The following is a 26,962-nucleotide window of genomic DNA, read 5'->3' as shown; positions in this document are numbered from 1 at the left end:
TAGAGGGGGGTTTTTAAATGAAAAAAGTTGTTCGTTACTCATTAGTTAGTACTCTATTAGTTTCTTCATTTTTAGTTGGTTGCGCAAAAGAAAAAACTGCAACAGAGCCGAAAGATGAGAAGAAAGTATTACAGTTACTAGAAACGGGTGAAATTCCGTCGTTAAATTCAGGGAAAGTAACAGATGCGGTCTCGTTTAACGTTTTAAATAACGTAATGGAAGGGCTATTCCGTCTATCGAAAAATGATGAAGTAATTGAAGCCGGCGCACAAAAATATGAAGTGAGTAAAGATGGAAAGACATATACATTCCAATTGCGTGATGCGAAATGGTCTAACGGAGATCCAGTAACCGCTCATGATTACGTATATGCTTGGAAGCAATTGATTAATCCAGATACCGCTTCTCAATATGCATACATTGCGTACGATGTGAAAAATGCTGAGAAGATAAATAAAAAACAACTAGGTCTAGATGAATTAGGAGTAAAAGCGAAGGATGATAAAACATTCGTCGTAGAGCTAGAACATCCTGTACCGTATTTTACGAAATTATTAATTTTACCATCCTTCTATCCAATTAACGAAAAATATGCGAAAGAGCAAGGTGATAAATACGGATTAGAGGCAAATAAAGCGGTATATAATGGACCGTTTACATTATCAGAGTGGAAGCATGAAGCGAGCTTTACAATGAAGAAAAATGATAAGTATTGGGATAAAAAAGAAGTGAAGTTAGATGAAGTAAACTATCAAATTGTTAAAGAAATTTCAACTGCGGTAAATTTATACGAAACAGATAAAGTTGATAGAGCTGTCATTTCAACTGAATTCGTAGATAAATATAAAAATAATAAAGAGCTAAAACAATACACAGATCCAGTTATGTACTTCTTCCGATTTAATGAAAATATACCGATTCTTAAAAATAAAAATGCACGTCTTGCGCTAAGTATAGTTTTTGATAAAAAGGGACTCGCAGATTCATTTTTAAATGATGGATCGGTTGCAGCAAACTATTACGTACCAAAAGGATTTTTAAAGGGCCCAGACAAAAAAGATTTTAGAAGTACGGCAGGTGAGTTTAATAAAACTGATGTAAAAAAAGCGAAAGAATATTGGGAGAAAGCAAAACAAGAGACAGGTACAAATGAAGTGACGTTAGAACTATTAAACTATGACTTAGAAAACTTTAAAAAAGTTGGAGAGTACATTAAAGAGCAGCTTGAGAAAAACTTACCAGGCTTAAAAGTGAATGTGAAATTACAACCACATACGCAAAAATTAGCACTTGAGAAGAAGAAAGAATATGAAATGTCGTTATCACGCTGGTTACCGGATTATCCAGATCCAATGACTTACTTAGAAGTATTCCTTTCTGGAAGTAGCGTCAATAATACAGAATATGCAAACCCAGAATATGATGCGTTAATTAAGAAGATTAAAACAGAATTAGGTAATGATGAAAAGGCTCGCTGGAAAGCAATGCAAGATGCTGAAAAAATGCTACTTGATGATGCAGTAATTGCACCGGTATTCCAGCGCGGATTATCTTACTTACAAAAATCATATGTGAAAGATTTATATGTACATCAATTTGGTCCAGCTACAAGTTTAAAATGGGCAGATGTACAAAAATAAAAGAATGGGGAAACAGACTTCACGTATGTGATAGTCTGTTTTTTCTTATTTAAAGTTAGAAAAATGGTTCATGGTATAATTTATTAGTCTGTAAACAGTATTTGGAGGGAAAATGATGTCTATGTTTGAAGAAGAGAAAGTAATTTATACAAAAAGATTATTTATGAGGAAACCAATTGTAGAAGATATTGATCAGTTTTATAACATATTAAAAAAAGATACTGTTGGCAAATGGCTGGCTAAATCAAGAGGAATGTCGAAGGAAGAAACAAATGATTATATTGGGCAACTTATCTTACATTGGGAACAGTATGACTTCGGGGTATGGTTGTTATTTAATAGTGAAACAGGAAAGCTTTTAGGACATTGTGGTTTAAGAAAGGTAGATGAAACAGGTGAAATAGAAATTATGTATCTCCTTGACCCAGAACATTGGAGGAATGGGTATGCATTAGAAGCAGCAGAGGCTTCTATTAAATATGCAATAGAGACTTTGAATGTAACAAGAATAATTGCTAGAGTTAAAGTAGCAAATGAGAGCTCGAAAAAACTTTTACGAAAGCTCGGGTTTATATATACTCATGAAGTTAATCATAACGGGCGCTTATTATCATATTTTGAACTCCATACATCATCCAAAGAATTCTAGACATTTCATATGTTTTTTCATTGTTAAAAAATAAAATTATTAGTAAAATTCCAGTGTGAAATTTATGTATAATCTTGTATAATTAACGTGTTTCTATGGAAACATTTTCTTGCGCTATTTATATAGGACTTAATAGAACAAGGAAGGAAATACATACATGTATATAATAGATAAATAGAATGGAACATGTATAGATAAAAAGGAGAGAAAAGATGACGTGTCAAAAACAAGGGTTACAATTTAATAACGATAGAAAGAGGGACAAAAGATGAAAATGAAGCATGCTTTTGGTCCTATAATTTTAGCGTGTGTGCTTTTTTTCATTATCATTCTAATCCCCTCGAAAAGTTTAGTGCCGCTTATTAGTGATAAGAAGGTAGAAGATGCGGCAACTTCTTTACAAAAAGGGAAATTACAAAGTGTTTTCTTACAGCAAAAAATGTTAGAGAATTCACAGTATTTACCGATGTACGGTTCATCAGAATTTTTACGAATGGATGCATATCATCCGTCTAATTATTTCAAAGTAAATCCAGCTGGTTTTACACCGTTTTTAATTGGAACTGGCGGTACACAAAGTTTAGCTCATATTTTAAATATGACATCTACTATGGATGAATTAGAAGGTAAAAAAGTAGTCTTTGTTCTTTCACCACAATGGTTTACAAAGACTGGTGTATCACAAGGGGATTTCACTAATAATTTCTCCAAACAACAAGCATATCATTTTATTTTTAATGATGAGATAAATCCAGAAATGAAGAAGCAAATCGCGAAACGGCTATTAGATTATAAAGTTGTTCAAGAAGATGATATATTAAAAAATTCATTAGAAGGTATTGTATATAATGATACGAAACATAACATAAAAGCAGGTTTAGTTAAACCACTTGCTTATATGCATCGAAATATTTTAGATCATAGAGATTTATTTAACTCTTTATTTAAAATCGAACCGATGAAAGAGAAAACAAATATCGGACTTCGTTCAATTTCTTGGGAAGACGCACGTAAACACGCAGAACAAGAAGGGAAAGCTGAGTCTACTACAAATACATTCGGAATTGAAAATCCGTATTATCATAAGAATAATCTGAAGAAAAAACTAAAAGGTTTAAAAAACTTTAGAGCAAATGAAACATATGATGAATCACCAGAATATGATGATTTGCAAATTATTTTAGATTTATTTAAAGAGAAAAATGTCAAACCACTCTTTATTTCTGTACCTGTAAATGGGCCTTGGTATGATTATACTGGCTTTCCGAAAGAACGCCGTGAAGTGTATTATAAAAAAGTTCGAGAACAGGTTGAGAAAGCAGGATATCCAGTAGTTGATTTCTCTGGTCATGAATATGATAAGTATTTCTTAAAAGATACGATTCATTTGGGCTGGAAAGGTTGGATTTATTTTGATGAAGCAGTGCAGAAATTTAATTCTGAGAAATAAAGTATAGAAATCGGAATGGCTATGGCCGTTCCGATTTTTTTAGTATAGAGGATTTTGGTGAGGGCAATTTGGGAATACATGTATATCTTGAATCTGTCTATAATCATAATGTTTCATTGCGAACTGGGCTTGATAAAGGTATTCATATACATATAATTGACCATCATGCGCTGAACATAATACGCCAGAAGTTCCTTGCCCATTTATGAAGGAAATACCGATAGGGCGTCCGATTAAGTATGGTATTTTTTGCTGCCAATGCATAGGGGAATCACTCCTTTTTGAGATAATATACGAAATGGACGAGTGAATTGTTGCTTATCCATGTAAATGTTAAACTGAGGGGTTTTCTTGTAATTTCTACAGATTAGTCAATTTAAACATAAAAAACCGCTATAGTTCGTAATGAATGTATAGCGGTTTTTATTTATTATCTTAAGCAAGATTTTTACGTTTTTTTTGTCCATTTTTTAATGATGAAGTATAAAAGAACGAGTATGACACCGCCAATTGCGAATGATTTCACATACGGACCAGCAATATCGTTAATATTCTCCCAATTTTCACCTAGTTTTTCACCTAAATAAATGAAAATAATAGACCAAGGGATAATCGCAAGGGCTGTTAATGTAGTGAAACGTAGTAATGGCATTTTTGTAATACCAGCAGGAATTGAAATCGCATGCCGCACTACTGGAATGAAGCGTGCTGTAAAAATGACACCAGTTCCGTAACGATTAAACCAATCTTCTGCAGCATCTATTTGTTTTTTATGTATGAAAATATATTTTCCATAACGTTCTAATATAGGGCGTCCGCCGTATCGTCCAAGCCAATAAATAAAGATTTGGGCAATAACACCGCCAATTGTACCGAATACAACTGCGCCTATAAATGAGATACTACCATTGAATACTAAGTATCCTGCATAAGCAAGGACAATTTCACTTGGAATAATCTCAATCATCAGTCCAAGCATAATGCCCCAATAACCTAGTCCTTCAAAAAACGTTAATACTGAATGAATAAAACTACTTAACATTGTTGCACCTTCTAGTTTATGAATTTTTTAGTATAAGAACCTTTTATTTAACGACGTAAAAGGTTCACTATATGTAGATTATACCTTATTTACATAGGGGATTGCTATTTCAATTCTTTTATGTCTCTCATAAGTATTATAGTAAAGGATATAAGCCACGTTTTCATGAAGGGTTAATGAAAAGATTATTAAAAATTTCTCATAAAAAAATAGAAGCATTTCTGCTCCTATTTTTTAAGGCTTCACATCTAAGTTCTGTAAAAATAAAGTTGCTGTTACGTAACGCTTTGCTAACATTTGTACATAAGCGGTATGTACAGAAAGGGTCGCAATAATAATGGCGTTACGAATCGCTTCACGTTGTTCATTATTAATTTGATCAAACTTGCTTGCGATTTTATCAGCTTTTTCTTTTACGATGTTTTCAATTGTATGAACGGTATCTGTTGCATTTAATTGTAAGCAATTCCCTTGATTGAGTTCTTCAAATAGAGAAGAGTATGCTACATATAAATGAACAGGATTGATTAAATCATCACTTCGATCGGCTGGGTCATTTACGATAAGGCGTAATAGCTTACGAATGGATTCGAAATCAAGTGCTGTTTTTAAATCTTCGACAATGAATAGTAAGGCTGCTTGTTCAATTGAATATTTTTTCCCTTTTTGAGGAGAGCCAATCATTTCTTTTATATCTCGTTTCACCCAGTTTTGCATAGCAGTTACAGAGAAACTTGTGTTTTCAATCTGATTGCCAAGTGCGACTATTTCATTTAAAGAAAAACCGACGTCAGTATCGTCAATTTTAATCAGCTTTTCAAAAATAGGTGAAAGTGCGGTAGTAATAAAAGCTGTAACGCTTTGTCCGCTTTCAATATCTTTTTTATGTGACTTCGCCCAAGCTTCTTGTAAAATACCGAGAGGCTTTTTCGTATTCCATCCTCTTAGTGATAGAAGAAGGGTAGCCATTTCGTTTCGTGTGAGATGAAATGTTTCCATCTTTTCACCTCCAAAATAATAAAAAGTTCTTATGAACTTATAATATGTTTTGTTTCATTTAAAGTCAATTCTGTTTTGCTTAATTTTTCCTTTGTCACCAAACTGTTGAAAGTAAATAATACTTGCATATTTCGACAAAAGTTCATATAATAAGTTCATAAGAACCTTTAAAATGTTTTTAAAAACAAATCTATCACTCTGAATTTACTAGAAAGATAGATTTCACATATATCTATATAAAAGGAGAATGGATATAATATGTTGAAAAAACTTGTAGCAGTAATGACAGCATTCATGGTTATCTTTGGAGCTAGCAGCTTTATGTTCGTAGATCATGCGGCAGCGAAAAGTTACAAATCTGGTAAAAAATCATTTACACCAAGTTCAGGTCAAAAGTCAAAAGTTGATTTAAACAAAAAAGACTCAAATGTAAATTCTCAAAAAACGACTCCAGATTCAAAAACGAAAGCAACAAACACAGCACCAAAAAGTAATAAAGGAAGCTTTATGAAAGGTTTATTACTAGGTGGTCTTGGTGGTTTACTAATGGGTAGCTTATTTGCAAATATGGGAGCTCTTGGTTCTGTATTAGCATTTATGGTAAATATGTTAGTAATGGCTGGTATCGTAATGTTAGCAGTTCGTGCATTTAAATACTTCAAGAACCAACGTAAGAAGAAGGCAGATGAAGTAGCATGGAAACAATAAAAATTTCTGAACAAGAATTAATAAATGCGCTTTGCGTATATATCGCTGAAAAAAGACAAGTGGGTCCAGAAGAAGTGTTAGTTGAACTCATGTATGACGATGACTACGGTTTCTCTGCGGAAGTAGAGGTAAATGGTCGCCAGCAAATTTTAATTCAAGCAAACTTAATCGAAGCATTACGTTTATTGCTTGACAGAGAATATAATGTCAATGCATTCGCAGCGAGATTACAACTTGAATTAGATGATGAAGAAGGTATTTACGCATTAGCGAAATTTAATAACTCAGATGAGTAGAGAAAAGAGCTGTTGAGAGTAATCTCAGCAGCTCTTTTTAGTATGTGCATATGTAGAAGAATGATCACGCCAAATTTCATTCATCTTTCGTCTACCGATATCTACCATCGGATTAAACTGAATTGCAGCTTTCTGACGAACAGAGTGAACGTTTTGAATGGCGTGATATAATTGTTGGTCGACTATATCATGTTTTTCACCTGCATATTTAGCAATTGATAGACCTGCAACTGTTCCTTGCGCCATCGCAATTTTTCCGCTTTCAATGCCTGTAATATTGCCAGCTACAAATAAACCAGGAAGAGGGGTTTCCATTGTTTCGGAATGGAGAGGAACGTGTCCGCCTAATTCTAAAATGTAATGGAAGGGACAACCAGCTACAGCTGCAAGTTCGGCAAGTGGGTATAATCCCCCAGCAATACAAACAAAATCTGCTTCATATATTTTCTCTGATCCATTCATAACATTTCCTTTAGAGTCAATATTAGCAACACGTACACCTTCAACTTGATCTGTTCCGATAATTTCAAGAGCTGCTTTCCGAAGGTGAAGTGGCGTTCCGTTTATTTTCATTCCGCTGTTTGGATAGAATGTTAATCCAGCTTTTCGAATCCAATCATATTTCATAAAGTGGCTACCTATTCGTAAAATAGCAGAAGGAGCGAGATGTGCTGCATTTAAAAGAGAGTTTAAAACTTCTTCAGGTTCACCAGCTTTTTGACTTAACTCGCTTTTTACAGGGAGTACAATATGATCTACTTTAATTCCCGCTAATTGCAATTCACTTAAAATGGCGAAAGACAAAATGTTAGCACCAATAATGATTCCTTTTTTTCCAACTTGCACGCGATGAACATTTGTCATAACTTGAGCTGCTCCAATTGACATCACTCCTGGAAGTGTCCAGCCTGGAAGGGGAATAGAATATTCCGCAGCACCAGTAGCAAGTAGTACGAACGGTGCTTCTAACGTACCGATATTAGTATGTACAAACCAATTGTTTTCATCTTTATCTAAATTATAGACCGAAACACCGCACCTGATATGTACTGAAAGTGATTCTGCTTCTTCATGAAGTCGCTTCGATTCTTCTATTCCGTTCCACCATTCTCCAGTAGGCTCTTGATGCAACTGTCCTAACAATCTCCCGCCCGGCTTCATAAATTCATCAATAACGAGCACTTTTAGTCCGAAACGAGCACAAGAGATAGAAGCAGATAATCCCGCTGGTCCTGCACCAATGATAATTACATCACTCATCGTTTTTTCACCATCTCTCTCACGATATTCGGATGCTGTTTCCCGCTTTCAACAACCATGTTTTCTTCTACAACAGTTAAGCATGCGCGTACATTTGTTTGATTATTTACTGTCACGCGGCATTCGGAACAGTGCCCGATATTACAATAAATACCTCGCGGTGTCCCGCTATCTTCATGAACTCTTAATGTCCGTATTTCATTTGCTAACAGGGCAGCAGCTATCGTTTCATGTTCATATGCTTCGTATTGATGACCGTTAAATTGAAAAGTAATACGCCCACTACTTTGTAAAGTACCTAAAATAGGGTGATGTGTAATTCTACTCATTTACTTTCACCTACCGATCCAAAAGTAACTGCACGTATTGGTGGTTGATATTTTAACGGTAGTTCATTAAGAGTTACGTCAGGATTCGCATTTTCAATCATTCGATCTATCATTATTCTGCATGTGCGACCACCGCAAAATCCCATGCCAGCACGTGTTCTTAGTTTTAATTCTCTTGCCGAGCAGTTATATTCAGCAATTGTCGATTGAAGTTGTCCGTATGTAACCTCTTCACAACGACAAACGATTAAGTTGTTTTTATTGGTCATGTGTATTCCTCCTCTAGTTCGGTTTGCACAAATTATATATGCAAAAATCATGCCAATATAGAGGGGAGAGGGCTACCTGTAAACGCCTGATTGGTGCATACTGATTCTTTATTGAAGTCCGAGTTTCTTTAAACGGTTATATAAAGTAGCCCTTGTTACGCCAAGTTGTTTTGCGCATTCTAATTTATTCCCATTTAAAATTCGTAAAGCCCTTTCAATAACTTTTTTCTCATGCTCATCCATCTCTTCTTGTAAAGAAAGGATTGTATTATTGTTGCTGAGTAATAGGGAATGAGCTGTATGGTTGTCTAAAGTTTCAGTCGTATGAAATGGTAAATATTCTTGTTTTATAATTCCGTCTGTTGCGAATACCACAAGCCGTTCAACAACGTTTCGAAGTTCGCGAATATTACCTGGCCAATTGTAATGAAGCAGTTCATGCATAATGCTTGAAGGTAGGTCACGAATTGGTCGGTTATAGTTGATCGAAAAATCGTTTAAGAATGAGTATGTGAGTTCGATAATATCCTCTCGTCTTTCACGCAGCGGTGGAATATGCAGGCTAACTACATTTAAACGATAATATAAATCTTCTCGGAAAGTTCCTTTTCTCATTTCTTCTTGTAAATCCCGATTTGTAGCAGCGATAATGCGGAAATCAATATTAATTTCTTTTTCTCCGCCAACTCGGTAATACTTTCGTTCTTGTAGTACACGTAACAGTTTTACTTGCATATCGAGCGGCATTTCGCCAATCTCATCGAGGAATAAAGTACCGCCTTGTGCGAGTTCGATTTTACCTTTTTTCCCTTTACTATTCGCTCCAGAAAAGGCCCCACGCTCGTAACCGAATAATTCACTTTCAAATAAAGCTTCTGGAATTGCCCCGCAGTTAATCGAAATGAAAGGCGCCTTCGCTGCTTCACTTGCTTCATGAATTGCTTTCGCAAATACTTCTTTTCCAACTCCGCTTTCCCCAAGTATTAAAACAGTTGATTTCACCGAACAAACTTTTCTAGCTAATTGTATCGTTCTTTGTATAACAGGACTTTTCCCATTCATCGCAAGGAATGGATCGGATTCATCTTTATACTTTGCCACTTCTTGTTCTAAACGGTGCATTTCATGTGACATATTAAATAGTTTTTCATTTAAAGCGACTTGATTTGTAACATCTGTTTCTGAAACGACTGCTCCTATAATTTCATCATTACAATAAACTGGATTTGAATTAATTAATACGAATAAATCGGGACGAGGCTGATGGAACTGAGCGACTATATTTTTTCCATCATGTAAAGATTGTAAAATTTCCAAGTCTTTATAATCAAAAAAACGAGTAATCGGTTGCCCAATAATCTCATTATGGTTGACTGAAAATATTTTTTCAGCACCATCTGTCCAAGTTCGAACGCATTCTTTACTATCAATGACTGTAACAGAAGAGTCAGTTGTTTGTATTACGGTGTTATAAAATGACTGTAGTTCATTGTAGGACTTATAAAGAAATGGAATCATTTGCTGAGAGGTTATACAGAATATCGGCTCATCGTTTTCGTTAAGGATGATAACAGCTAATTCATAAGAAAAAGCGTCAATTAATGCAGTGAATGAGTCATCTACATAAATAATGGCGCAATTATATTCTTCTGTAGTAGAAGGGAGATAATAAAACCTTCCGTTTACTTGCTTAATGTGATTAAGGCTACATGTATGATCGATTAAAATACTTTCCAAAAACTCTTGTATAGTCGGAAATGAAAATGCCATAATATCCTCCCGTTATGTATAAAAAATTTGACAGTGATAAAAAAATAATACACCTATTTACTATAAATTTGAATTATTTTTACAAATAAAAATATTGTTTATGGAAATTGTATATGTGCAGAATTGGCACGTCAATTGCATAAAAGAAAGTGAGAGGTTTAGGGAAAGGAGGAGTATATTGTGAGGCACTGCGACGTTTTAATTATAGGTGGTGGAATAATAGGGTGTTCTATCGCTTATTACACTTCAAAATACGGAAGAGACGTAACAATCATTGAAAAAGGAGAATTTGTCAGCGGGACGTCTTCACGGTGTGATGGGAATATTTTGGCCATTGATAAAGACCCAGGGTTTGATAGTCAAATGTCTTTAGTAAGTCAAAAATTAGTAACTGATTTAAGTGAAAAATTAGAGCATTCATTTGAATATAGGGCACCAGGAAGTATTCTCGTATGTGAGTCAGACGAAGAGATGGAAGCTGCGCAGCGATGGGTAGATCGGCAAAAAGAAGCTGGATTACCGTTTCGAATGCTTGATAGGCAAGATATAAGAGAAGAGTCGCCTTTTTTTGCTGATGATTTATTAGGCGGTTTAGAATGTGCGACGGATTCAACTGTGAATCCATATCTCCTTGCTTTCTCGCTTCTGTCAGAGGCACAAAAGTTTGGCGCAAAAGCCTTTAAGCAGACCGAAGTAAAGAGTATGAAAATAGAGACGAATGGTTCATTTGTTGTAGAAACTACGAATGGTACTTTTACAGCAAAACAAGTTGTAAATGCAGCCGGTGTGTGGGCTCCTAAGATTGGTCAGATGTTAAATGTAAATATACCAATTGAACCGAGAAAAGGGCATATTATAGTAGCATCAAGGCAACAACATGTAGGATGCCGTAAAGTAATGGAATTCGGTTATTTAATTTCTAAATTTGGCGGAAAAAGAAAAGTAGATGCTTTAACTGAAAAATACGGGGTTGCGCTCGTATTTGAGCCTACTGAAAGTCAAAATTTCTTAATTGGAAGTAGTCGTGAATTTGTAGGGTTTCATACGAGAATAAACAATGAAGTCATTAAATGTATCGCAAATAGAGCGATTCGCTTTTATCCGAAAATGGCAGATATGATGGTAATTCGTTCTTACGCTGGTTTACGTCCGTGGACAGAAGATCATTTGCCGATTATTTCACGAGTGGAACATATTCCGAATTATTTCGTTGCCGCTGGACATGAAGGGGATGGGATTAGTCTTGCAGCAGTTACTGGGAAAGTAATTGAAGAGTTATTAAATGAAAAAGAGACAATTATTCCTATTGAACCACTTCGTTTGAGTCGTTTTACAGAAAGGGTGTTAAACGGATGAGGTCACAAAGAGTCTTTACGACTATTGATACACATACGGGCGGGAATCCAACGAGGACATTAATTAGCGGACTTCCAAAGTTGATTGGAGAGACGATGGCAGAGAAGATGTTACATATGAAAAAGGAATATGATTGGATTCGAAAATTGTTAATGAATGAACCGCGTGGTCATGATGTAATGTCAGGGGCATTATTAACAGACCCGTGTCATCCTGAGGCTGATATAGGTGTTATATACATAGAGACAGGTGGATACTTACCGATGTGCGGTCACGATACAATCGGTGTATGTACAGCGTTAGTTGAATCAGGTTTAATTCCAGTAGTTGAACCGATTACTTCTTTAAAACTAGATACCCCGGCTGGCTTAGTGGAAGTAGATATTGCTGTTCAAGATGGAAAAGCAAAAGAGGTATCTTTCTGTAACATACCAGCTTTTTTATTGAAAAATATTACTGTACACGTCAAAGACATTGGAACTGTAGAGGCTGATATTGCGTATGGAGGGAATTTTTATGCCATTATTGATGCGAATTCAGTAGGCCTAGAATTAGTACCAGAAAATGCATCTACAATCATCGATAAGGCGATTCATATAAGAAACACAATTAATGAGAAGTTTGAAATCATTCATCCAGAGTATTCGTTTATTAGAGGATTAACACATGTTGAATTTTATACAGATGCTACTCATGAATGTGCGCATGTGAAAAATACAGTTGTTGTACCACCAGGCGGAATAGATCGATCCCCATGCGGTACAGGAACATCTGCGAAGCTAGCTGTATTATACGCTCAAAAAGAAATCAAAATTGGTGAAGAGTTCATTCATGAGAGTATCGTTGGTTCTTTATTTAAAGGATATGTCGTGAATACGACACATGTTGAAAATATTGAAGCTGTCATAACGAAAATTACGGGGTCAGCTTGGCTTATGGGTATGCATAAATTTTTTTACAATGAAATGGATCCACTCAAAGAAGGATTTTTGCTAATTCCGCCGATGGAACATGAAACGGAGGATATAAAATGAACATTCAAAAAATGTATACAGCAGTAGACGTACATGTAAATGGCGAGGCATTTCGTGTAATGAAAGACGTACCATGCAAATACTACTACAGTTTGGAGCAATTAAATGAACAATTTTCAGGTGAATTAGCAGAAGAGATGAAGCTTTTATTAAATGAACCACGTGGTTTTATTGGTTTGAATGGGTGTATTGTCGTTCCATCTATCCATAATGAAGTAGATGCAGCTGTATTATTTTTTAATCATGAAGGTTCGATTCCGCTTCATTATGGGGGCATTGTTGCGGTAATAACGATGTTACTCGAAAGTGGGTATTTAAAAAAGAGAGAGTCCAATCAATATAAAATTGAAACGTTATCTGGAATATTTTTAGTTCATGCGTATGTAGAGAATGATGAAGTTATATCTGTTTCGTTTGAAAGCAAACTTTGCTATTTGATTGAGGAAAATTTACAGGTTGGTAATGTAAGTTATTCTCTCATACAAGCAGATAAAGTATATGCAGTTGTAGAAAAAGGTGCGTATTCGCCAGAAATTCGTGTTGAAAACATTCCAGAATTGAAAAGATGGGGAGAAGCTACACTGCAGGCTATACAAAAACAGTCGCTAATAAAAAGGCTTATTTTAGTAGATCCTTCGCAAAAAGAAAAGAACCATATAAAGTCGATTACATTTCATGAAGATAACTTTATCGTACGTTCGCCAGGTTTTGTTTCTACTATCGTTTCCTATGTTCATGCGTTATTTAAAAATGATTATATGGCGGATAAACCTTTTAAAAATGAAAGTATATTTAATAGTTTTATAACTGTGGAAAAAGTGAAGAAGGAGGAGCTAGGATACATTTTCCGTTTTGAAAGTAGAGGATTTATTACAGGAATGCAGACGTTTTTATTAGACCCTACAGATCCGTTTCCGACAGGATTTTTATTAAAATAAAATGGTAAAGGGAGAGATAAATATGAAAAAAATTAAAGGGGCATTTCCAGTATTAATTACACCGATGGATGAGTTGCAAGAAATTAATTGGAACGGTGTAAAACAAAACATAAACTATTTTATCGATCAAAAGGTAGCTGGCATTATTATTAATGGAAGTACAGGAGAGTTTGTGAGTTTATCAAAAGAAGAACGATTTAAAATGGTAGAAACAGTATTAAAAGAAGTTGATGGCCGAATTCCGGTTATTGTAGGCACTGCTGCGGAGACGACGAAAGAAACAATTGAATATACGAAACATGCAGAAGCACACGGAGCGGATTGTGCATTAATTATAAACTCTTACTATTGTAAACCGAAGGAAGAGGAGATTTATTTTCATTTTAAAGAAATCTCAAACTCTGTAAATATACCAATTATGCTATACAATAATCCATTTACTTCTGGTGTTGATATGAGTACAGAACTAATGCTCCGTATTGGAAAAGAGTGTGAAAATATTACACATATTAAAGAATCTAGCGGAGATATTCGAAAAGCGAGAGATTTAGTAAGACAAAGTGAAGGGACTTTCCAAGTCTTCTGTGGTTCTGAAGATTTAGTTATGGAATCATATTTAGTTGGTGCCTCGGGATGGGTTTCAGTAGCAGGAAATATCGTTCCTGGTCTCGTTACAAAAATGTATGAGCATTTTCAAAATGGTGAATTAGAAAAGGCGTGGGAAATAAACGATGCTATTTTACCACTTTGCGAGTTTCTTGAAGGATCAGGGAAATATGTTCAAATCGTTAAACGTTCTATGGAATTACATGAGCAAGCGGGAGGACCTTCTCGCTATCCAAGACTAGGATTAACTGCTGACGAAGATCAAAAGCTTCAAACGATTTTATCAAATATTACAGCTCATACAGCTGTTTAAATAAGGAGGAGAACATAATGTTAAAGACAAATATTGAGCTGAAACCAAAAGTGGAAGCGTTTTTAAATGAAGAAATTAAAATGTTTATTAATGGCGAATTTGTTTCTGCTATTGGCGGAAAGACGTTTGAAACGTACAATCCAGCAACAGAAGAGGTTCTAGCAGTCGTATGTGAAGCGCAAGAAGAGGATATTGATGCTGCAGTAAAAGCGGCAAGATCTGCATTTGAATCTGGTCCGTGGGCAGAAATGACTACTGCTGAAAGAGCGCATCTTATTTATAAATTAGCAGATTTAATTGAAGAACATAGAGAAGAATTAGCGCAACTAGAAGCTTTAGATAATGGAAAGCCATATCAAGTAGCACTTGATGATGATATTTCAGCGACTGTAGAAAATTATCGTTATTACGCAGGATGGGCTACAAAAATTATTGGGCAAACAATCCCGATTTCAAAAGATTACTTAAATTATACGAGACATGAACCTGTTGGTGTTGTAGGACAAATTATTCCGTGGAATTTTCCGCTTGTTATGTCTTCTTGGAAAATGGGAGCTGCACTGGCGACGGGGTGTACGATTGTATTAAAGCCAGCAGAGCAAACGCCTTTATCTTTACTGTATACAGCGAAACTCTTTAAAGAGGCTGGATTCCCAAACGGTGTTGTAAACTTTGTACCAGGATTTGGTCCTGAAGCAGGGGCGGCAATTGTAAATCATCATGACATTGATAAAGTTGCTTTTACAGGATCTACTGTTACAGGAAAGTATATTATGCGTCAGTCTGCAGAAATGATTAAGCATGTAACGTTAGAGCTTGGCGGCAAATCACCAAATATCATTTTAGAAGATGCGGACTTGGAAGAAGCGATTAATGGTGCATTCCAAGGTATTATGTATAATCACGGTCAAAATTGTAGCGCAGGATCACGTGTGTTTGTTCATCGTAAACATTATGAAACTGTAGTAGCTGCACTTGTGAAAATGGCGAACAACGTAAAACTTGGAGCAGGTATGGAGAAAGAAACGGAAATGGGTCCACTCGTATCTAAGAAACAACAAGAGCGTGTGTTAAATTACATTGAGCAAGGGAAGAAAGAAGGCGCTACAGTTGCGGCTGGTGGCGAACGTGCGCTTGAAAAAGGTTATTTCGTTAAGCCAACTATATTCACAGATGTTACAGACGATATGACAATCGTTAAGGAAGAAATATTTGGACCAGTTGTTGTTGTACTTCCATTTGATTCGACAGAAGAAGTAATTGAACGAGCGAACAACTCATCCTATGGCCTTGCTGCGGGTGTATGGACGCAAAATATCAAAACGGGTCATCAAGTGGCAAATAAATTAAAAGCAGGAACAGTGTGGATTAATGATTATAACTTAGAAAATGCAGCTACACCATTTGGTGGATATAAACAATCTGGTATTGGCCGCGAATTAGGTTCATATGCGCTTGATAATTATACAGAAGTGAAAAGTGTTTGGGTAAATATAAAGTAATAGGGCGTTTTACTGACAAAAATTGAGGGATGAAATAATGAAAGATGCGGACAACTAGAAAGTTTGATAATAGTTGTCCGTTTTTTTATATACAAAATTGCTTTTCCAAAGAATGATAAGGGGGATTTGGATGGAGAATTTAGTAGAATGGTTAGTAGGGCAAGTGTGGAGTATCGGTTTAGTTGTTTTTGCATTAGGGGCAGGCGTATATTTCACGATTGCAACACGCTTTTTGCAAATTCGTTATTTTAAAGAGATGATTAAACTATTATTTGAAGGAAAGAGTTCAGAGACGGGAATATCATCTTTTCAGGCATTTTGTTTAGCCTTATCAGGAAGAGTTGGAATTGGTAATATCGCTGGGGTAGCGACAGCAATCGCTTTCGGTGGGCCTGGAGCTGTATTTTGGATGTGGGTAATGGCTTTGTTAGGGGCAGCGAGCGCGTTTGTTGAATCAACATTATCTCAAGTATACAAAAGTAAAGTAGGGAATGAATATCGCGGCGGTACTCCATATTTCATTGAGAAAGGTTTAAAAATGAAATGGTTTGCAGTCATTGTAGCGGTAGTTGTAACACTTTCATATGGCGTGTTATTACCAGGTATTCAATCTAGTAGTATCGCAGTTGGATTTGAAAACTCTAATGGTATTAACAAATATATAACTGGTATATTTTTAGTCGTGTTACTAGCAGCAATTATTTTTGGTGGTGTAAAGAGAATTGCTGGCGTTTCTCAAATGCTTGTTCCATTTATGGCAATTGGTTATGTAATTGTTACATGTATCATATTAATTGCGAATGTAACGGAGATTCCAAGTATGTTTGCTTTAATTTTCTCTAGCGCATTTGGTGTAAATGAAATGTTTGGTGGAATTGTTGGTGCAGCTATTGCATGGGGCGTAAAACGCGCTGTATTTTCAAACGTTGCTGGTGTCGGAGAAGCGACGTATAGTTCGGCAGCTGCTGAAGTATCGCATCCTGCAAAACAAGGATTAGTTCAAGCGTTTTCCGTATATATCGATACAATTGTCGTATGTACAGCGACAGCTCTTATGATTTTAATAACAGGTATGTATAATGTTATGCCTGAAGGGAAAACCGCTATTGTACAAAACATAGGAAATGTGGAAGCAGGTCCAATTTATACACAACAAGCAGTTGAAACTGTGATAACAGGGTTTGGACCAATATTTATTTCAATTGCGATTTTCTTTTTTGCATTTACAACGTTACTCGCTTATTATTATATAGCTGAAACGACACTTACTTATTTAGATCGTCAACTGAAGTATGGCTGGTTAAAACCAGTTTTAAAATTTGGATTTTTAATTATGGTTTACATCGGTAGCGTCGAATCAGCGTCGCTTTTATGGAATCTTGGAGATTTAGGAATCGGTAGTATGGCATGGTTGAACTTAATCGCGATTCTATTATTAAGTAAAATCGCATTAAAGGTGTTAAAAGACTATGAAACGCAGAAAAAAGAAGGGAAAGATCCAGTATTTAATCCTAAAAATGTGGGGATTGAAGGATTAACATTTTGGGAAGAAAGAAGTAAAGAGGTTGAAAGAAAAAGTTCTAGAGAAAAAGTTATTGTAGATGATAATTTAAAATTATAACGAAAATTAACTGAAAATTCTTAATTTAAAAGAAGGTATATTGCCTCCATTTCATCGCATACTACAATAGGTATGGATAATATGACTGGAGGGAATAAGATGGAACATGAGCAACATAGTTCGATAAATGATATTCTACATCATTATAAAGAAGGTATAGGTAGTTTTACAAATCAAATTCCTGAAATCGCTGAGACATATAATGCGTTCACGCAAGCTTGTTTTCAAGAGGGTGTTTTAACAAAAAGAGAAAAACAACTTATTGCATTAGGAATTAGTTTAGCAACGCAAGATGAGTATTGTACAATTTATCATACAAAAGGTTGTCTTGATCAAGGATGTTCGGATAAAGAGATTCTGGAAGCATGTGGTGTTTCAGCAGCATTTGCTGGCGGAGCTGCGATGAGTCAAGCGGTAACTTTAGTGCAAGAGTGTTTAACAGAACTGAAAAATCAAAAGCATTGAATAAAAAAACGTTTTAAACTTTATGTTTAAAACGTTTTTTTATGTGAAATTAAATTTGTATTCACGTTAGTATTCTATATCTTCATAAATCGAATTCTCTACATCAGGAAGAACTGTATATATACTCTTACCGATTAAAACTTCTAATTCTTTCTTAATTGCATAAAACCCTTTCCAATGTAAAGATGTATGAGATGTTGTACCATGACGCAAACCAACGGAAATTAATCTTCTTTCCAGAGTAGTAAAGCCATCCGCGTCAGCAAGAGCGTCACAAAGAGTAATTACTTTATTGTATAAGTCGTAGTTACTATGTTCATTCAATATTGCAACTAACCGGCTTTTCATATGGTCAGGAACGAGATGCCATTCTGCTGCGATATCTATATGTTCATTTTTACAGGGAAATGAGTGTGTCACACAAATAATGGCGTTCCCTGTATACCCTAGATCATTCATATACATATAACCATCGTAGGAATGAATGACCGATTTGGTAAAACCTTTGTATCTTCCGATATCATGCAAAAGGGCAGCATTATATGCTATGTCAGCATCTAGGTCATACCCTTTTTTTATAAGCTCTATAATTATGTTTTCAGTTGCATGAGCAACATGTAGTGAATGTTCAAACCAAGGGCCCGGGTTTTGTTCATATGCCCATTCGAGTAGTTCTTTTGCGTACGTTCTATCTAATATATATTTCATATCGTTATCCTTTCACAAAAAATCATATCTTAATATAAATTCATCTTATTATTTCATTATTCCTTCTTTAAAAATTGTTACAATGAAACAAAAGGGGGAAAAGTAATGCGAAATTTAGTAATTGAAGAAATTAAGCAACTAGAAAATGATATGGAAGAACTTTCGAAACTTTTGAAAACGGTTGTAAATGATGGGGCATCAATTGGTTTTTTGCCTCCACTGGAACAAAAAGACGCAACAAAGTATTGGCAAACAGTCATAGCGCCAGAAGTGATATTGTATGTAGCTAAAATAAACAACGAAGTAGCAGGGAGTATTCAATTACAATTAGTTACAAAGCCTAACGGAATTCATAGAGCCGAGATTTGCAAATTAATGACTCATCCAAACTTCAGACGTAACGGCATTGGACGATTGCTTATGCAAAAAGCAGAGGAACGAGCGAAGCAAGAAAACAGGTCTCTTTTAGTATTAGATACTAGAGAAGGAGATCCATCCAATAAATTGTACAAATCATTAGACTACCAAGAAGTTGGAACAATACCAGGGTATGCAATTTCTCCGAATGGAAAGTTAGATGCTACGGTTCTTTATTATAAATGCATATAAATTGTGATTAAAAGGTTATCATACTGAATAATAAGAAAGTATTTTAACACCGTCTATATTTTTCTGGCGGTGTTAAATAAATTTATTGATATAATCCATTTAACACACTAAATGAATTTGAGAAAGTTTTTAGAGGGTTCTTTTAGTAATGATTCTCGTCTTATAATAAATGTAGAGAAGATGACTAGGCAACTATAGTTATTTTCGCTTTATTATCGGAAGGGGATGAAAGAATGAAAAAGAATAGTTTACAAAAGATGAAGAAAGTTATTTTAAGTGGTGGCGTATTACTTACGGGATTATTAACATTTGGATTTTCAGAAAAGGCTTCAGCTCATGGTTATGTAGAATCACCAGCGAGCCGATCTTATTTATGTAAGCAAGGGGTAAATGTAAATTGTGGACCGATTCAATATGAACCACAAAGTGTAGAAGGGATAGGGGGATTTCCGCAACTAGGACCTTCTGATGGACAAATTGCAGGGGCTGGTCATTTTCCTGCTTTAGATGTTCAAACTGTGGATAGGTGGAAGAAAGTTACGTTGAATGGCGGGACGAATACATTCAAGTGGAAACTAACTGCTCCTCATAGTACGAAAGAGTGGAAATATTATATTACGAAAAAAGGTTGGAATCCAAATAAACCTTTAACGCGATCAGATTTAGATTTAGTGCCATTCTATGCGAAAAATGACGGTGGAGCTAGACCAGGGACAACAGTAACGCATGAAGCAAATGTACCAACTGACCGTAGTGGATACCATCTTATTTTAGCTGTTTGGGAAATTGCAGACACTGGAAATGCGTTTTATCAAGTTATAGATGTAAACCTTGTGAATAATGGCTTAGCTTCAAATTTCGCTTTTAACAACGTAGTGCAAACTCCTACACTATTTTAATTGAAACATATATTTCGATCATCTAATTCATTTTAGATGATTTTTTTGTGAAAATGATGAAAAATATAGAAGAAAGTGCAATTATTTATAAAAAAATATGCTTTAAATATTGTCATATTTGCTTCTTTAAGATATCCTTTTCATGAAGAGGTGGAAAACATGGAAAAAGTACTAGTTTTCGGGCATAAAAACCCAGATACAGATGCAATTTGTTCTGCAATTGCTTATGCAGAATTGAAAAAAGAATTAGGAATGAATGCTGAGCCTGTACGTTTAGGCGAAATCAGCGGTGAAACTCAATTTGCGTTAGACTATTTTAAAGTAGAAGGACCGCGTTTTGTTGAGACAGTAGCAAGCGAAGTGGACAACGTTATTTTAGTTGACCATAACGAGCGTCAACAAAGTGCTAACGATATCGAATCAGTTCGTGTGTTAGAAGTTATTGACCATCACCGTATTGCTAACTTTGAAACAAGCGATCCTATATACTATCGTTGTGAGCCAGTTGGATGTACAGCTACAATCTTAAACAAAATGTACAAAGAAAATGGCGTTACAATTCGTAAAGAAGTTGCAGGTTTAATGTTATCTGCAATCATTTCAGATTCTTTACTATTCAAATCTCCAACTTGCACAGAACAAGACGTAGCAGCTGCTCGTGAATTAGCGGAAATCGCTGGTGTAGATGCTGATAGCTACGGCTTAGAAATGTTAAAAGCTGGTGCTGACTTAAGCGGAAAAACAATGGAGCAATTAATCTCTCTTGATGCTAAAGAATTCCAAATGGGTAATGCGAAAGTTGAAATCGCACAAGTAAACGCTGTTGATACAAACGACGTTCTTGTACACCAAGCGGAACTTGAAAAAGTAATCTCTGCAGTAGTAGAAGAAAAAGGTTTAGACCTATTCTTATTCGTTGTAACTGATATCTTAACTAACGATTCTGTCGGTCTTGCGATCGGTAAAGCAGCAAACGTAGTCGAGAAAGCATACAACGTATCACTAGAAAACAACACAGCTACATTAAAAGGTGTTGTATCTCGTAAAAAACAAATCGTACCAGTATTAACAGAAGCATTCCAAGCTTAATTTTATTGAGTACACATAAACAGCAAGGACAAGTAGTCAGATTGGCTACTTGTCCTTTTTTATCTCTAAAAAACAGAAAATTAAAAACGGGAGGGTTGTGTATGTTTAATGATTTGGAGAGTAAATTACAGTCACTTTTAGAGCGAAATATTACGTCGGTTTCAGAATTAGAGAGCTGGCTTTCGGAAGAGCTGCGTTTAAACGCAGAAATAGAAGAGGAGTTAACGATCAATTTAATCGCTATGTATAGAGATACAAAAGATAGTAATATACGTGATATACATATGTATAACCAAAATACAATTCAGCCACTTTTAAAAAGATACAATGCAAAATTTGACCAGAAATTTAGAGATTGTCTGTTTTCTGATTTATTAGATGAGCAGAAATATGGATTTATGAAAAAAGTAAGATTTTTGAAGAGTAAGATGTTTAATGAAAAAAACATTGCGCTTTCCGTTAAAGAGCAAGAACTTATTACGAAATATAGAGAAATAATGTCTAACATATCTATTAATTGGGAAGGCGAGCAAAAGACGTATGCATACGTAAAAGCAAAGATAGATAACCCGAATAGAGCTATACGAGAAAAAGCTTGGTATGCTTTGTGCGAAGCAAGAAGTATAGTGAAAATAGAAATAGATTGTATTATGAAGGAACTCGTACAATTACGGAATCAGATGGCTTTAAATGCAGGGTTTAATAATTATAGTGAGTATGCCTTTAAACAAAAAAATAGAGATTACAGTATTGAAGATTGTTTTAAGTTTCATGAGTCGATAGAAAAGTGTGTTGTACCAATTTGGAAACAGTTAGGAAGTCTTTTTAAAAAGAATCTTGATGTAAAAACGTATCGTCCCTGGGATCTTGCTCCTTGTAATTTGCAAAAATCTCCATTTGAAAATTACATTGATTTATTGGATGGAATTGAAGAAATGTTGCGGAAGACAGATTCATGTTTTCATGAGAAATTTACTCATATAAGGAAAGCGGGATTAATTGACGTACAAGAACGGAAAAATAAAGCACCAGGAGCTGCTTGCTTTACCTTATCTCATAGTAAAGACGTTTTTGTTTATTCTAATTTTAGTTCTTCATTTTATGCAATTAATGCATTAATACATGAATTGGGGCATGCATTTCACTTTTATAAACAATTTAACAATGAAAGTAGTATGCAGGAAAGATACCTTCGTGAAGAGGTGGCGGAACTTTATTCCCTTAGTCTTGAATTACTATTAATGGATAAGCTTAATATTTTTTATACGCAAGAGGATGATTATAAAGAAGTACAGCGAGCTCAATTATATCGTACTTTATCGTTATTAATATCGTCAGTTTCAGGAGATGTATTCCAGCACTGGCTTTATACAAATCCAAACCATTCACCAGAAGAGCGAGATGAAAAATATATTGAACTATGTAAAAGGTATCAATATTCATCAGTTGATATTGCAGGAGTAGAGAATGAAATTGGTTCGAGTTGGTTCGAGTCATTTCACTTTGTTCAGTTTCCTTTTTATAAAATTGAATATGCAATTGCACAAATAGGAGCGATGCAATTGTTTCAAATTTATCGAGAGAATCCGGAACAAGCGATTGCTTTCTTTGAAGAGGGAGCGAGTTCAGATTGGAATTTACCTATACAGGAAATATATATAAATACAGGTGTTGCGTTTGACTTTTCGGAAGAAAGGATACAAAGTACTGCAAGGGCTATTTTAGATTTGATTAACGAATTAAAATAAGGATAGCTTTAGCTATCCTTATACAAGAGTGTTGGGAAACCCTTTAGGGTTCCCCACACTCTGGAATCATTTTGATTTTAGCGAATAAAAACAACATAAAATAATAGAGTTTCAAAAAAATAGCCCTCCACCAGACCTTTTTTGGTCAGATGGAGGGCTATTTTTTTCATGTTTTGACAAGTTGCGGTGAGATAAGCCTGCATTTGGACAGACTTCAGCCCCCGAAATCGAGCATATCGATAGCCATGTAGTTCTTTGGCGTCCGCAAAGCTTCGCTCTATAGTTGAACAGCGTACTTTGTACAACTTTTTCCCTGTAACTGTTAGTTTGTTTTTTCTAGCGATATCCTTATATTTCTCCCATATATGATGAGTGATAACTTTTTGTTTTTGTTTCTTTGAAAAACATACCTCACGTAGCGGACAAACAGCGCAGTCTTCTGGGTTGGATTTATAGTGACGATATCCTTCACGATCCGTTGTCGCATACTCTAAAATACACCCCATCGGACAAGCAAATGCATTCATTTCTTCTACATATTTAAATTGGCTTTTTGGTACTTCTTTATTTCGTTTTCCAAATCGGCGATACCCCATCACCATAAATATATTTCTCTCCGATAATTTCTTACAGATATACCCTGTAAAATAGCCTGCATCAAGAGCTACAGCTTCCACTTTAAATCCGAATTTATCAATTTGAGCTTGTAGACGCGCTAAATATGGCTCGGAATCTGCCATATTTCCAGCCGTTACATAAGTATCTGTAATAATATTGTACTTCGCATCAGTCGTACGATGGTCTAAGAAATGAAAACCGTTCGGTTTTCCATCTCTCATTAAAAATCCACTATCTGGATCCGTAGTACTTATACGAGTTTTTTTAGTGGGAGTATCACTTTCCTTTCTGGGTTTTAATTCTTTTTTTCGTGTACCTCACGATCTTCAATTACCGCAGCTTCTAGTTCATCTATATAAAACTTTGCCTTTTCTTTTTTATATTTATGTACAAACTTATTTTTATTAGCATTGGCCTTAATGTGCGTAGAATCTGTCATCAGCGCACGTCCTCCCACCATCCGGTGCTCTGTCGCTTGCCTCACGATCTCATCAAAAATTTCTTCGAAAATATTTGTATGAATAAAGCGAGTACGACGATTCCAACTGATTGTAGAATGATCCGGAATAGTATCTGATAGAGAAAACCCTAAAAACCAACGGTAGGCGATATTCGTTTTAATCTCTTTTTCCAATTGACGCTCCGAACGAATACCGTAAAAATATCCAATAAACATCATTTTAAATAAAACGATAGGATGGATTGACGGACGTCCATTGTTTTCACAGTAATAAGGGCGTAACTTCTCTTCAATAAAATCAAAACTAATTGTCGCTTCGATCGCACGAAGGAAATGATCTTGTGGAACCAACTCTTCTACAGAAACAGATACACGTTCATCACGATGATTTTTTAAAGCACCCATCATAAAAAATCTCTCCTTTACCTCTTTTTATCAGTGTTGACACATAAAAAGAGGTTCAGACACAAAAACAGGCTGTGGAGAAGACTTTCTCCACAGCCTGAATAGGATAGCTTTAGCTATCCTTATAATCGTTTATTCGTAAGATTTTTTCTTGTTTATATAAAATGTGATTATCGCAGTAATGAAGAAAATAGGTATCGCATACACTTGCCCAACAAATAACTTCCAGCTCGACATAATTATAGCCTTCAGATGCTGGGATGATAACGGAAATAACGCAAACGATAAAATAGACTAATAGTGCAGGGATAATATTTTTCATTTTTAGGAACCTCCTTCTTAATTTTATTTATACATTGTAATATAAAGATTTATTTTTATTGTTTTGAAGAAAAAATGCAAAAATTTTTATGGTATTATAATATTTGCAATGAGAGTGATTCATAGTACGTATATGGTAAAATATGTAATTTTAACTTTCAGAATTATTATATAGTATTTCGAGAGAAAATGTACAAAATAGCGAATTTTATTTACAGAAGTAAAGGGAGGAGAAATATATATGAAAAGGCTATGTATAATTCCATGTGGAAAAAAGAAAATTTGGGATAAGCATTCAAACTACGGACCGATGGAAGCAAAAGATGTATATATTAGTCCGTTCGGAAAAGCATGTCAGGCGTACGCATCCATGTTTTTTGAAAAATGGGTTATATTATCAGCGAAACATGGGTTTTTAAGACCAAATGATATTGTATTAGAAAACTATGATCTTGCATTTGATTCAAAAAGCGATGAGGTAATAAGTATAGAGCAATTACAAAAACAGATGGTAGATAAAAGTTTACTACAGCTTGACGAAATCGTCTTACTAGCAGGAAAAAAGCATAAAAAAGTAGTGACAAAGTTATATCCAGAAGAAATGATTACATATCCGCTAGAGGGGTGTAAAGGGATTGGGTATATGCTGCAGAGGTTGAAAGAAGCTGTGAAGGAAGGGGAGGAAATATAGGTGAAGTTTCATTGATTTTAAACTCTATTTATTTAGGGAGCTTAGGCATCGCCGAAAGGGTGATGCTTTTTTGTTCGTGCCGCCATTCAAGTTAATGCAATTTAGAGAACAAAGAATCCGATTTGTGAAGTGACATCCCTTTTTTATATCGAAAACGAATTGCCGTCAATTTTAGAAAATGTAGGGTGTATGGGTACAGTTAAGATTATAAGTGGGAATAGCAATAAGACAAGTTTTGAATAGAATATTAAGAAAGGAGATGTTGATGAATAATGGCTAGATATAGTTTGCACGGAGGACACAATAGTATTGTTCAAGGTGCTAATTTCGGGAATCGGAAAGAACACGTTCTGGATAGGCAAGTTAAAGATGCCGTGGCGGCTAAGTTAAGAGCCTTAGGACACACGGTTTATGACGATACGGACGAGGTAGGGACAACTCAATCACAAAATTTAAATAATATCATTCGTAAAAGCAATTCCCATGCTGTGGATTTAGTTATTTCTTTTCATCTTAATGCAAGCGATGGAAATGGACAGGGTGTTGAGGTTCTGTATTATGATCAGAAAGACTTGGCGGCTAAAATCTCAGCTCAACTAGCAAAAGATATTGGATGGCGTGATCGAGGTGCAAAACAGCGTACAGATTTAGCGGTATTAAATGGGACGAAAGCACCTGCTATTCTTATAGAATTAGGATTTATTGATAATGAATCCGACATGGCAAAATGGAATGTTGATAAAATCGCTAATTCTATTGTGTTTGCTCTTACAGGACAAACTGGAGGAGGTACAGTGGATTTGCTCAAAGTAAAAACTGGCGGTGTAGCATTTAGTAATTTACAAGCTTTGGCTCAAGCGATGGTTGATGCGGGTATTGACGGACAAATTGTCGTTCAGAAAGATGGCATTGGTTATGCTATAACGAATGGCTATCCGGCTGGAAATATCGATAAATTTACAGCTTGGTTAGATGCGCGTAAGTGGTACTATGAGTATGTGAGATAAAGTGAAACTTTAATCAGTGGGTTAAAAATACAAGTTGGCTTTTATTATTTTAATGGCTCACGATAATATACTATGTAACCACAAATATGGACAATGTATATATAATTAAAACCAACTATCAAAAAGGTGGTTTTAATTATGTACTTTAGTTTTTTTGAAT

Annotated in this window: 28 protein-coding genes and 1 pseudogene; 19 read left to right on the top strand and 10 right to left on the bottom strand. The window is 35.3% G+C overall.

All coding sequences use genetic code 11. The features are described 5' to 3' along the window. Positions 1–17: 17 nt before the first annotated feature. From JFU02_RS07195 to dltD, 3 genes are all read left to right on the top strand, one after another. The gene (locus tag JFU02_RS07195) at positions 18–1,640 is read left to right on the top strand and encodes a peptide ABC transporter substrate-binding protein (protein WP_098472064.1); all 1,623 of its coding nucleotides are present in this window, start codon (positions 18–20) and stop codon (positions 1,638–1,640) included. Between the two features lie 115 nt (positions 1,641–1,755). After that, on the top strand, positions 1,756–2,289 hold the full coding sequence (locus JFU02_RS07190; RefSeq protein WP_061667191.1) for a GNAT family N-acetyltransferase: 534 nt from the start codon (positions 1,756–1,758) through the stop codon (positions 2,287–2,289). A gap of 268 nt (positions 2,290–2,557) precedes the next feature. Then, complete coding sequence (gene dltD, locus JFU02_RS07185; protein WP_000782288.1) at positions 2,558–3,739, top strand: D-alanyl-lipoteichoic acid biosynthesis protein DltD; 1,182 nt, start codon at positions 2,558–2,560, stop codon at positions 3,737–3,739. Positions 3,740–3,778: 39 nt separating this feature from the next. Here dltD and JFU02_RS07180 read toward each other — a convergent pair whose 3' ends face one another. The 3 genes from JFU02_RS07180 to JFU02_RS07170 form a co-directional block, all read right to left on the bottom strand. Further along, the gene (locus JFU02_RS07180; RefSeq protein WP_086406353.1) at positions 3,779–4,003 is read right to left on the bottom strand and encodes a hypothetical protein; all 225 of its coding nucleotides are present in this window, start codon (positions 4,001–4,003) and stop codon (positions 3,779–3,781) included. Positions 4,004–4,187: 184 nt separating this feature from the next. Beyond that, positions 4,188–4,781, bottom strand: a complete 594-nt coding sequence (gene uptA / locus JFU02_RS07175; RefSeq protein WP_201070449.1) for an undecaprenyl phosphate transporter UptA — start codon at positions 4,779–4,781, stop codon at positions 4,188–4,190. Between the two features lie 234 nt (positions 4,782–5,015). Beyond that, positions 5,016–5,780, bottom strand: a complete 765-nt coding sequence (locus JFU02_RS07170) for a DUF1836 domain-containing protein (protein WP_000447231.1) — start codon at positions 5,778–5,780, stop codon at positions 5,016–5,018. 258 nt (positions 5,781–6,038) lie between these two features. Between JFU02_RS07170 and JFU02_RS07165 the strand changes: the two genes are divergently transcribed. Further along, complete coding sequence (locus JFU02_RS07165) at positions 6,039–6,488, top strand: hypothetical protein (protein ID WP_000914480.1); 450 nt, start codon at positions 6,039–6,041, stop codon at positions 6,486–6,488. Then, positions 6,476–6,784 (top strand): YxcD family protein, encoded by a 309-nt coding sequence (locus JFU02_RS07160; RefSeq protein ID WP_000447757.1) that lies wholly within the window; start codon positions 6,476–6,478, stop codon positions 6,782–6,784. The genes JFU02_RS07165 and JFU02_RS07160 overlap by 13 nt, the downstream gene beginning before the upstream one ends. 24 nt (positions 6,785–6,808) lie before the next feature. Here JFU02_RS07160 and JFU02_RS07155 read toward each other — a convergent pair whose 3' ends face one another. The 4 genes from JFU02_RS07155 to JFU02_RS07140 all read right to left on the bottom strand — a co-directional run bounded on the left by JFU02_RS07155 (position 6,809) and on the right by JFU02_RS07140 (position 10,412). Continuing rightward, the gene (locus tag JFU02_RS07155) at positions 6,809–8,044 is read right to left on the bottom strand and encodes an NAD(P)/FAD-dependent oxidoreductase (protein ID WP_001286088.1); all 1,236 of its coding nucleotides are present in this window, start codon (positions 8,042–8,044) and stop codon (positions 6,809–6,811) included. Beyond that, complete coding sequence (locus JFU02_RS07150) at positions 8,041–8,373, bottom strand: (2Fe-2S)-binding protein (protein ID WP_061667192.1); 333 nt, start codon at positions 8,371–8,373, stop codon at positions 8,041–8,043. The genes JFU02_RS07155 and JFU02_RS07150 overlap by 4 nt, the downstream gene beginning before the upstream one ends. Then, positions 8,370–8,642, bottom strand: coding sequence for a (2Fe-2S)-binding protein (locus tag JFU02_RS07145; RefSeq protein ID WP_000182619.1), 273 nt, complete (start codon positions 8,640–8,642; stop codon positions 8,370–8,372). Before JFU02_RS07145 ends, JFU02_RS07150 begins: the two co-directional genes overlap by 4 nt. Before the next feature lie 108 nt (positions 8,643–8,750). After that, positions 8,751–10,412, bottom strand: coding sequence for a sigma-54 interaction domain-containing protein (locus tag JFU02_RS07140; protein ID WP_000885737.1), 1,662 nt, complete (start codon positions 10,410–10,412; stop codon positions 8,751–8,753). Positions 10,413–10,592: 180 nt separating this feature from the next. On the opposite strand from JFU02_RS07140, the gene JFU02_RS07135 reads away from it, so the two are divergent. From JFU02_RS07135 to JFU02_RS07105, 7 genes are all read left to right on the top strand, one after another. Further along, the gene (locus tag JFU02_RS07135) at positions 10,593–11,768 is read left to right on the top strand and encodes an FAD-dependent oxidoreductase (RefSeq protein ID WP_201070447.1); all 1,176 of its coding nucleotides are present in this window, start codon (positions 10,593–10,595) and stop codon (positions 11,766–11,768) included. Continuing rightward, positions 11,765–12,802: a proline racemase family protein gene (locus JFU02_RS07130; RefSeq protein ID WP_061667193.1), complete on the top strand. Its 1,038-nt coding sequence runs from the start codon at positions 11,765–11,767 to the stop codon at positions 12,800–12,802. The genes JFU02_RS07135 and JFU02_RS07130 overlap by 4 nt, the downstream gene beginning before the upstream one ends. Then, positions 12,799–13,740: a proline racemase family protein gene (locus tag JFU02_RS07125; RefSeq protein WP_098516157.1), complete on the top strand. Its 942-nt coding sequence runs from the start codon at positions 12,799–12,801 to the stop codon at positions 13,738–13,740. Before JFU02_RS07130 ends, JFU02_RS07125 begins: the two co-directional genes overlap by 4 nt. Before the next feature lies 1 nt (position 13,741). Next, positions 13,742–14,659: a 4-hydroxy-tetrahydrodipicolinate synthase gene (dapA, locus tag JFU02_RS07120; protein ID WP_142326088.1), complete on the top strand. Its 918-nt coding sequence runs from the start codon at positions 13,742–13,744 to the stop codon at positions 14,657–14,659. 17 nt (positions 14,660–14,676) lie between these two features. Beyond that, positions 14,677–16,161: an aldehyde dehydrogenase family protein gene (locus JFU02_RS07115; protein WP_000920984.1), complete on the top strand. Its 1,485-nt coding sequence runs from the start codon at positions 14,677–14,679 to the stop codon at positions 16,159–16,161. A 130-nt stretch (positions 16,162–16,291) separates the two neighbouring features. Beyond that, complete coding sequence (locus JFU02_RS07110) at positions 16,292–17,782, top strand: alanine/glycine:cation symporter family protein (protein WP_000429520.1); 1,491 nt, start codon at positions 16,292–16,294, stop codon at positions 17,780–17,782. A 72-nt stretch (positions 17,783–17,854) separates the two neighbouring features. Continuing rightward, complete coding sequence (locus JFU02_RS07105; protein WP_002196593.1) at positions 17,855–18,247, top strand: carboxymuconolactone decarboxylase family protein; 393 nt, start codon at positions 17,855–17,857, stop codon at positions 18,245–18,247. A gap of 66 nt (positions 18,248–18,313) precedes the next feature. Here JFU02_RS07105 and JFU02_RS07100 read toward each other — a convergent pair whose 3' ends face one another. Next, the gene (locus JFU02_RS07100) at positions 18,314–18,955 is read right to left on the bottom strand and encodes an HD domain-containing protein (protein ID WP_098516155.1); all 642 of its coding nucleotides are present in this window, start codon (positions 18,953–18,955) and stop codon (positions 18,314–18,316) included. 105 nt (positions 18,956–19,060) lie between these two features. Here JFU02_RS07100 and JFU02_RS07095 point away from each other — a divergent pair, with 105 nt between their 5' ends. From JFU02_RS07095 to JFU02_RS07080, 4 genes are all read left to right on the top strand, one after another. Next, a complete protein-coding gene (locus tag JFU02_RS07095; protein ID WP_001245261.1) occupies positions 19,061–19,564 on the top strand; it encodes a GNAT family N-acetyltransferase in 504 nt (167 codons plus the stop codon). 233 nt (positions 19,565–19,797) lie between these two features. Further along, the gene (locus JFU02_RS07090) at positions 19,798–20,463 is read left to right on the top strand and encodes a lytic polysaccharide monooxygenase (RefSeq protein ID WP_000742275.1); all 666 of its coding nucleotides are present in this window, start codon (positions 19,798–19,800) and stop codon (positions 20,461–20,463) included. 159 nt (positions 20,464–20,622) lie between these two features. Next, positions 20,623–21,552 (top strand): manganese-dependent inorganic pyrophosphatase, encoded by a 930-nt coding sequence (gene ppaC, locus JFU02_RS07085; RefSeq protein ID WP_000416871.1) that lies wholly within the window; start codon positions 20,623–20,625, stop codon positions 21,550–21,552. A 101-nt stretch (positions 21,553–21,653) separates the two neighbouring features. Then, positions 21,654–23,300, top strand: coding sequence for a M3 family oligoendopeptidase (locus JFU02_RS07080; RefSeq protein ID WP_061667198.1), 1,647 nt, complete (start codon positions 21,654–21,656; stop codon positions 23,298–23,300). A 77-nt stretch (positions 23,301–23,377) separates the two neighbouring features. Here the strand turns inward: JFU02_RS07080 and JFU02_RS07075 are convergent. Then, positions 23,378–24,786, bottom strand: a protein-coding gene (locus tag JFU02_RS07075) for an IS1182-like element ISBth7 family transposase (protein ID WP_097821175.1) whose coding sequence is annotated in 2 segments (ribosomal slippage) — positions 23,378–24,228 and positions 24,228–24,786 — 1,410 coding nt in all. Because the reading frame shifts where the segments join, the coding sequence is not laid out codon by codon here. 129 nt (positions 24,787–24,915) lie between these two features. Beyond that, positions 24,916–25,105 (bottom strand): annotated as a pseudogene (locus JFU02_RS07070) (DUF4017 family protein). A gap of 240 nt (positions 25,106–25,345) precedes the next feature. Between JFU02_RS07070 and JFU02_RS07065 the strand changes: the two are divergent. The 3 genes from JFU02_RS07065 (at position 25,346) to JFU02_RS07055 (ending at position 26,802) form a co-directional block, all read left to right on the top strand. Next, positions 25,346–25,795: a DUF6884 domain-containing protein gene (locus tag JFU02_RS07065; RefSeq protein ID WP_086406296.1), complete on the top strand. Its 450-nt coding sequence runs from the start codon at positions 25,346–25,348 to the stop codon at positions 25,793–25,795. A 129-nt stretch (positions 25,796–25,924) separates the two neighbouring features. Next, entirely contained in the window at positions 25,925–26,038 is a 114-nt protein-coding gene (locus JFU02_RS07060) for a phage holin family protein (RefSeq protein WP_228596316.1), read from the top strand. 29 nt (positions 26,039–26,067) lie between these two features. Beyond that, positions 26,068–26,802, top strand: coding sequence for an N-acetylmuramoyl-L-alanine amidase (locus JFU02_RS07055; RefSeq protein ID WP_000135285.1), 735 nt, complete (start codon positions 26,068–26,070; stop codon positions 26,800–26,802). The last annotated feature ends 160 nt before the right edge of the window (positions 26,803–26,962 follow it).

This window comes from Bacillus sp. TH13, from assembly GCF_016651175.1.
GTDB classification, from domain to species: domain Bacteria; phylum Bacillota; class Bacilli; order Bacillales; family Bacillaceae_G; genus Bacillus_A; species Bacillus_A thuringiensis_S.
Note: the sequence above shows the minus strand (reverse complement) of the source record. Positions and strands in the feature narration are given on the sequence as shown.

Excerpts from the sequence above, each read along its gene's own strand:
- JFU02_RS07180 (WP_086406353.1), bottom strand. The coding sequence starts at position 4,003 with ATGCATTGGCAGCAAAAAATACCATACTTAATCGGACGCCCTATCGGT.
- JFU02_RS07055 (WP_000135285.1), top strand. The coding sequence starts at position 26,068 with ATGGCTAGATATAGTTTGCACGGAGGACACAATAGTATTGTTCAAGGT.
- JFU02_RS07160 (WP_000447757.1), top strand. The coding sequence starts at position 6,476 with ATGGAAACAATAAAAATTTCTGAACAAGAATTAATAAATGCGCTTTGC.
- JFU02_RS07090 (WP_000742275.1), top strand. The coding sequence starts at position 19,798 with ATGAAAAAGAATAGTTTACAAAAGATGAAGAAAGTTATTTTAAGTGGT.
- JFU02_RS07130 (WP_061667193.1), top strand. The coding sequence starts at position 11,765 with ATGAGGTCACAAAGAGTCTTTACGACTATTGATACACATACGGGCGGG.
- ppaC (WP_000416871.1), top strand. The coding sequence starts at position 20,623 with ATGGAAAAAGTACTAGTTTTCGGGCATAAAAACCCAGATACAGATGCA.
- JFU02_RS07165 (WP_000914480.1), top strand. The coding sequence starts at position 6,039 with ATGTTGAAAAAACTTGTAGCAGTAATGACAGCATTCATGGTTATCTTT.
- JFU02_RS07190 (WP_061667191.1), top strand. The coding sequence starts at position 1,756 with ATGTCTATGTTTGAAGAAGAGAAAGTAATTTATACAAAAAGATTATTT.
- JFU02_RS07110 (WP_000429520.1), top strand. The coding sequence starts at position 16,292 with ATGGAGAATTTAGTAGAATGGTTAGTAGGGCAAGTGTGGAGTATCGGT.
- JFU02_RS07080 (WP_061667198.1), top strand. The coding sequence starts at position 21,654 with ATGTTTAATGATTTGGAGAGTAAATTACAGTCACTTTTAGAGCGAAAT.
- JFU02_RS07105 (WP_002196593.1), top strand. The coding sequence starts at position 17,855 with ATGGATAATATGACTGGAGGGAATAAGATGGAACATGAGCAACATAGT.
- JFU02_RS07065 (WP_086406296.1), top strand. The coding sequence starts at position 25,346 with ATGAAAAGGCTATGTATAATTCCATGTGGAAAAAAGAAAATTTGGGAT.
- JFU02_RS07115 (WP_000920984.1), top strand. The coding sequence starts at position 14,677 with ATGTTAAAGACAAATATTGAGCTGAAACCAAAAGTGGAAGCGTTTTTA.
- JFU02_RS07140 (WP_000885737.1), bottom strand. The coding sequence starts at position 10,412 with ATGGCATTTTCATTTCCGACTATACAAGAGTTTTTGGAAAGTATTTTA.
- JFU02_RS07170 (WP_000447231.1), bottom strand. The coding sequence starts at position 5,780 with ATGGAAACATTTCATCTCACACGAAACGAAATGGCTACCCTTCTTCTA.
- JFU02_RS07145 (WP_000182619.1), bottom strand. The coding sequence starts at position 8,642 with ATGACCAATAAAAACAACTTAATCGTTTGTCGTTGTGAAGAGGTTACA.
- JFU02_RS07095 (WP_001245261.1), top strand. The coding sequence starts at position 19,061 with ATGCGAAATTTAGTAATTGAAGAAATTAAGCAACTAGAAAATGATATG.
- JFU02_RS07155 (WP_001286088.1), bottom strand. The coding sequence starts at position 8,044 with ATGAGTGATGTAATTATCATTGGTGCAGGACCAGCGGGATTATCTGCT.
- JFU02_RS07100 (WP_098516155.1), bottom strand. The coding sequence starts at position 18,955 with ATGAAATATATATTAGATAGAACGTACGCAAAAGAACTACTCGAATGG.
- dltD (WP_000782288.1), top strand. The coding sequence starts at position 2,558 with ATGAAAATGAAGCATGCTTTTGGTCCTATAATTTTAGCGTGTGTGCTT.
- dapA (WP_142326088.1), top strand. The coding sequence starts at position 13,742 with ATGGTAAAGGGAGAGATAAATATGAAAAAAATTAAAGGGGCATTTCCA.
- uptA (WP_201070449.1), bottom strand. The coding sequence starts at position 4,781 with ATGTTAAGTAGTTTTATTCATTCAGTATTAACGTTTTTTGAAGGACTA.
- JFU02_RS07150 (WP_061667192.1), bottom strand. The coding sequence starts at position 8,373 with ATGAGTAGAATTACACATCACCCTATTTTAGGTACTTTACAAAGTAGT.
- JFU02_RS07125 (WP_098516157.1), top strand. The coding sequence starts at position 12,799 with ATGAACATTCAAAAAATGTATACAGCAGTAGACGTACATGTAAATGGC.
- JFU02_RS07195 (WP_098472064.1), top strand. The coding sequence starts at position 18 with ATGAAAAAAGTTGTTCGTTACTCATTAGTTAGTACTCTATTAGTTTCT.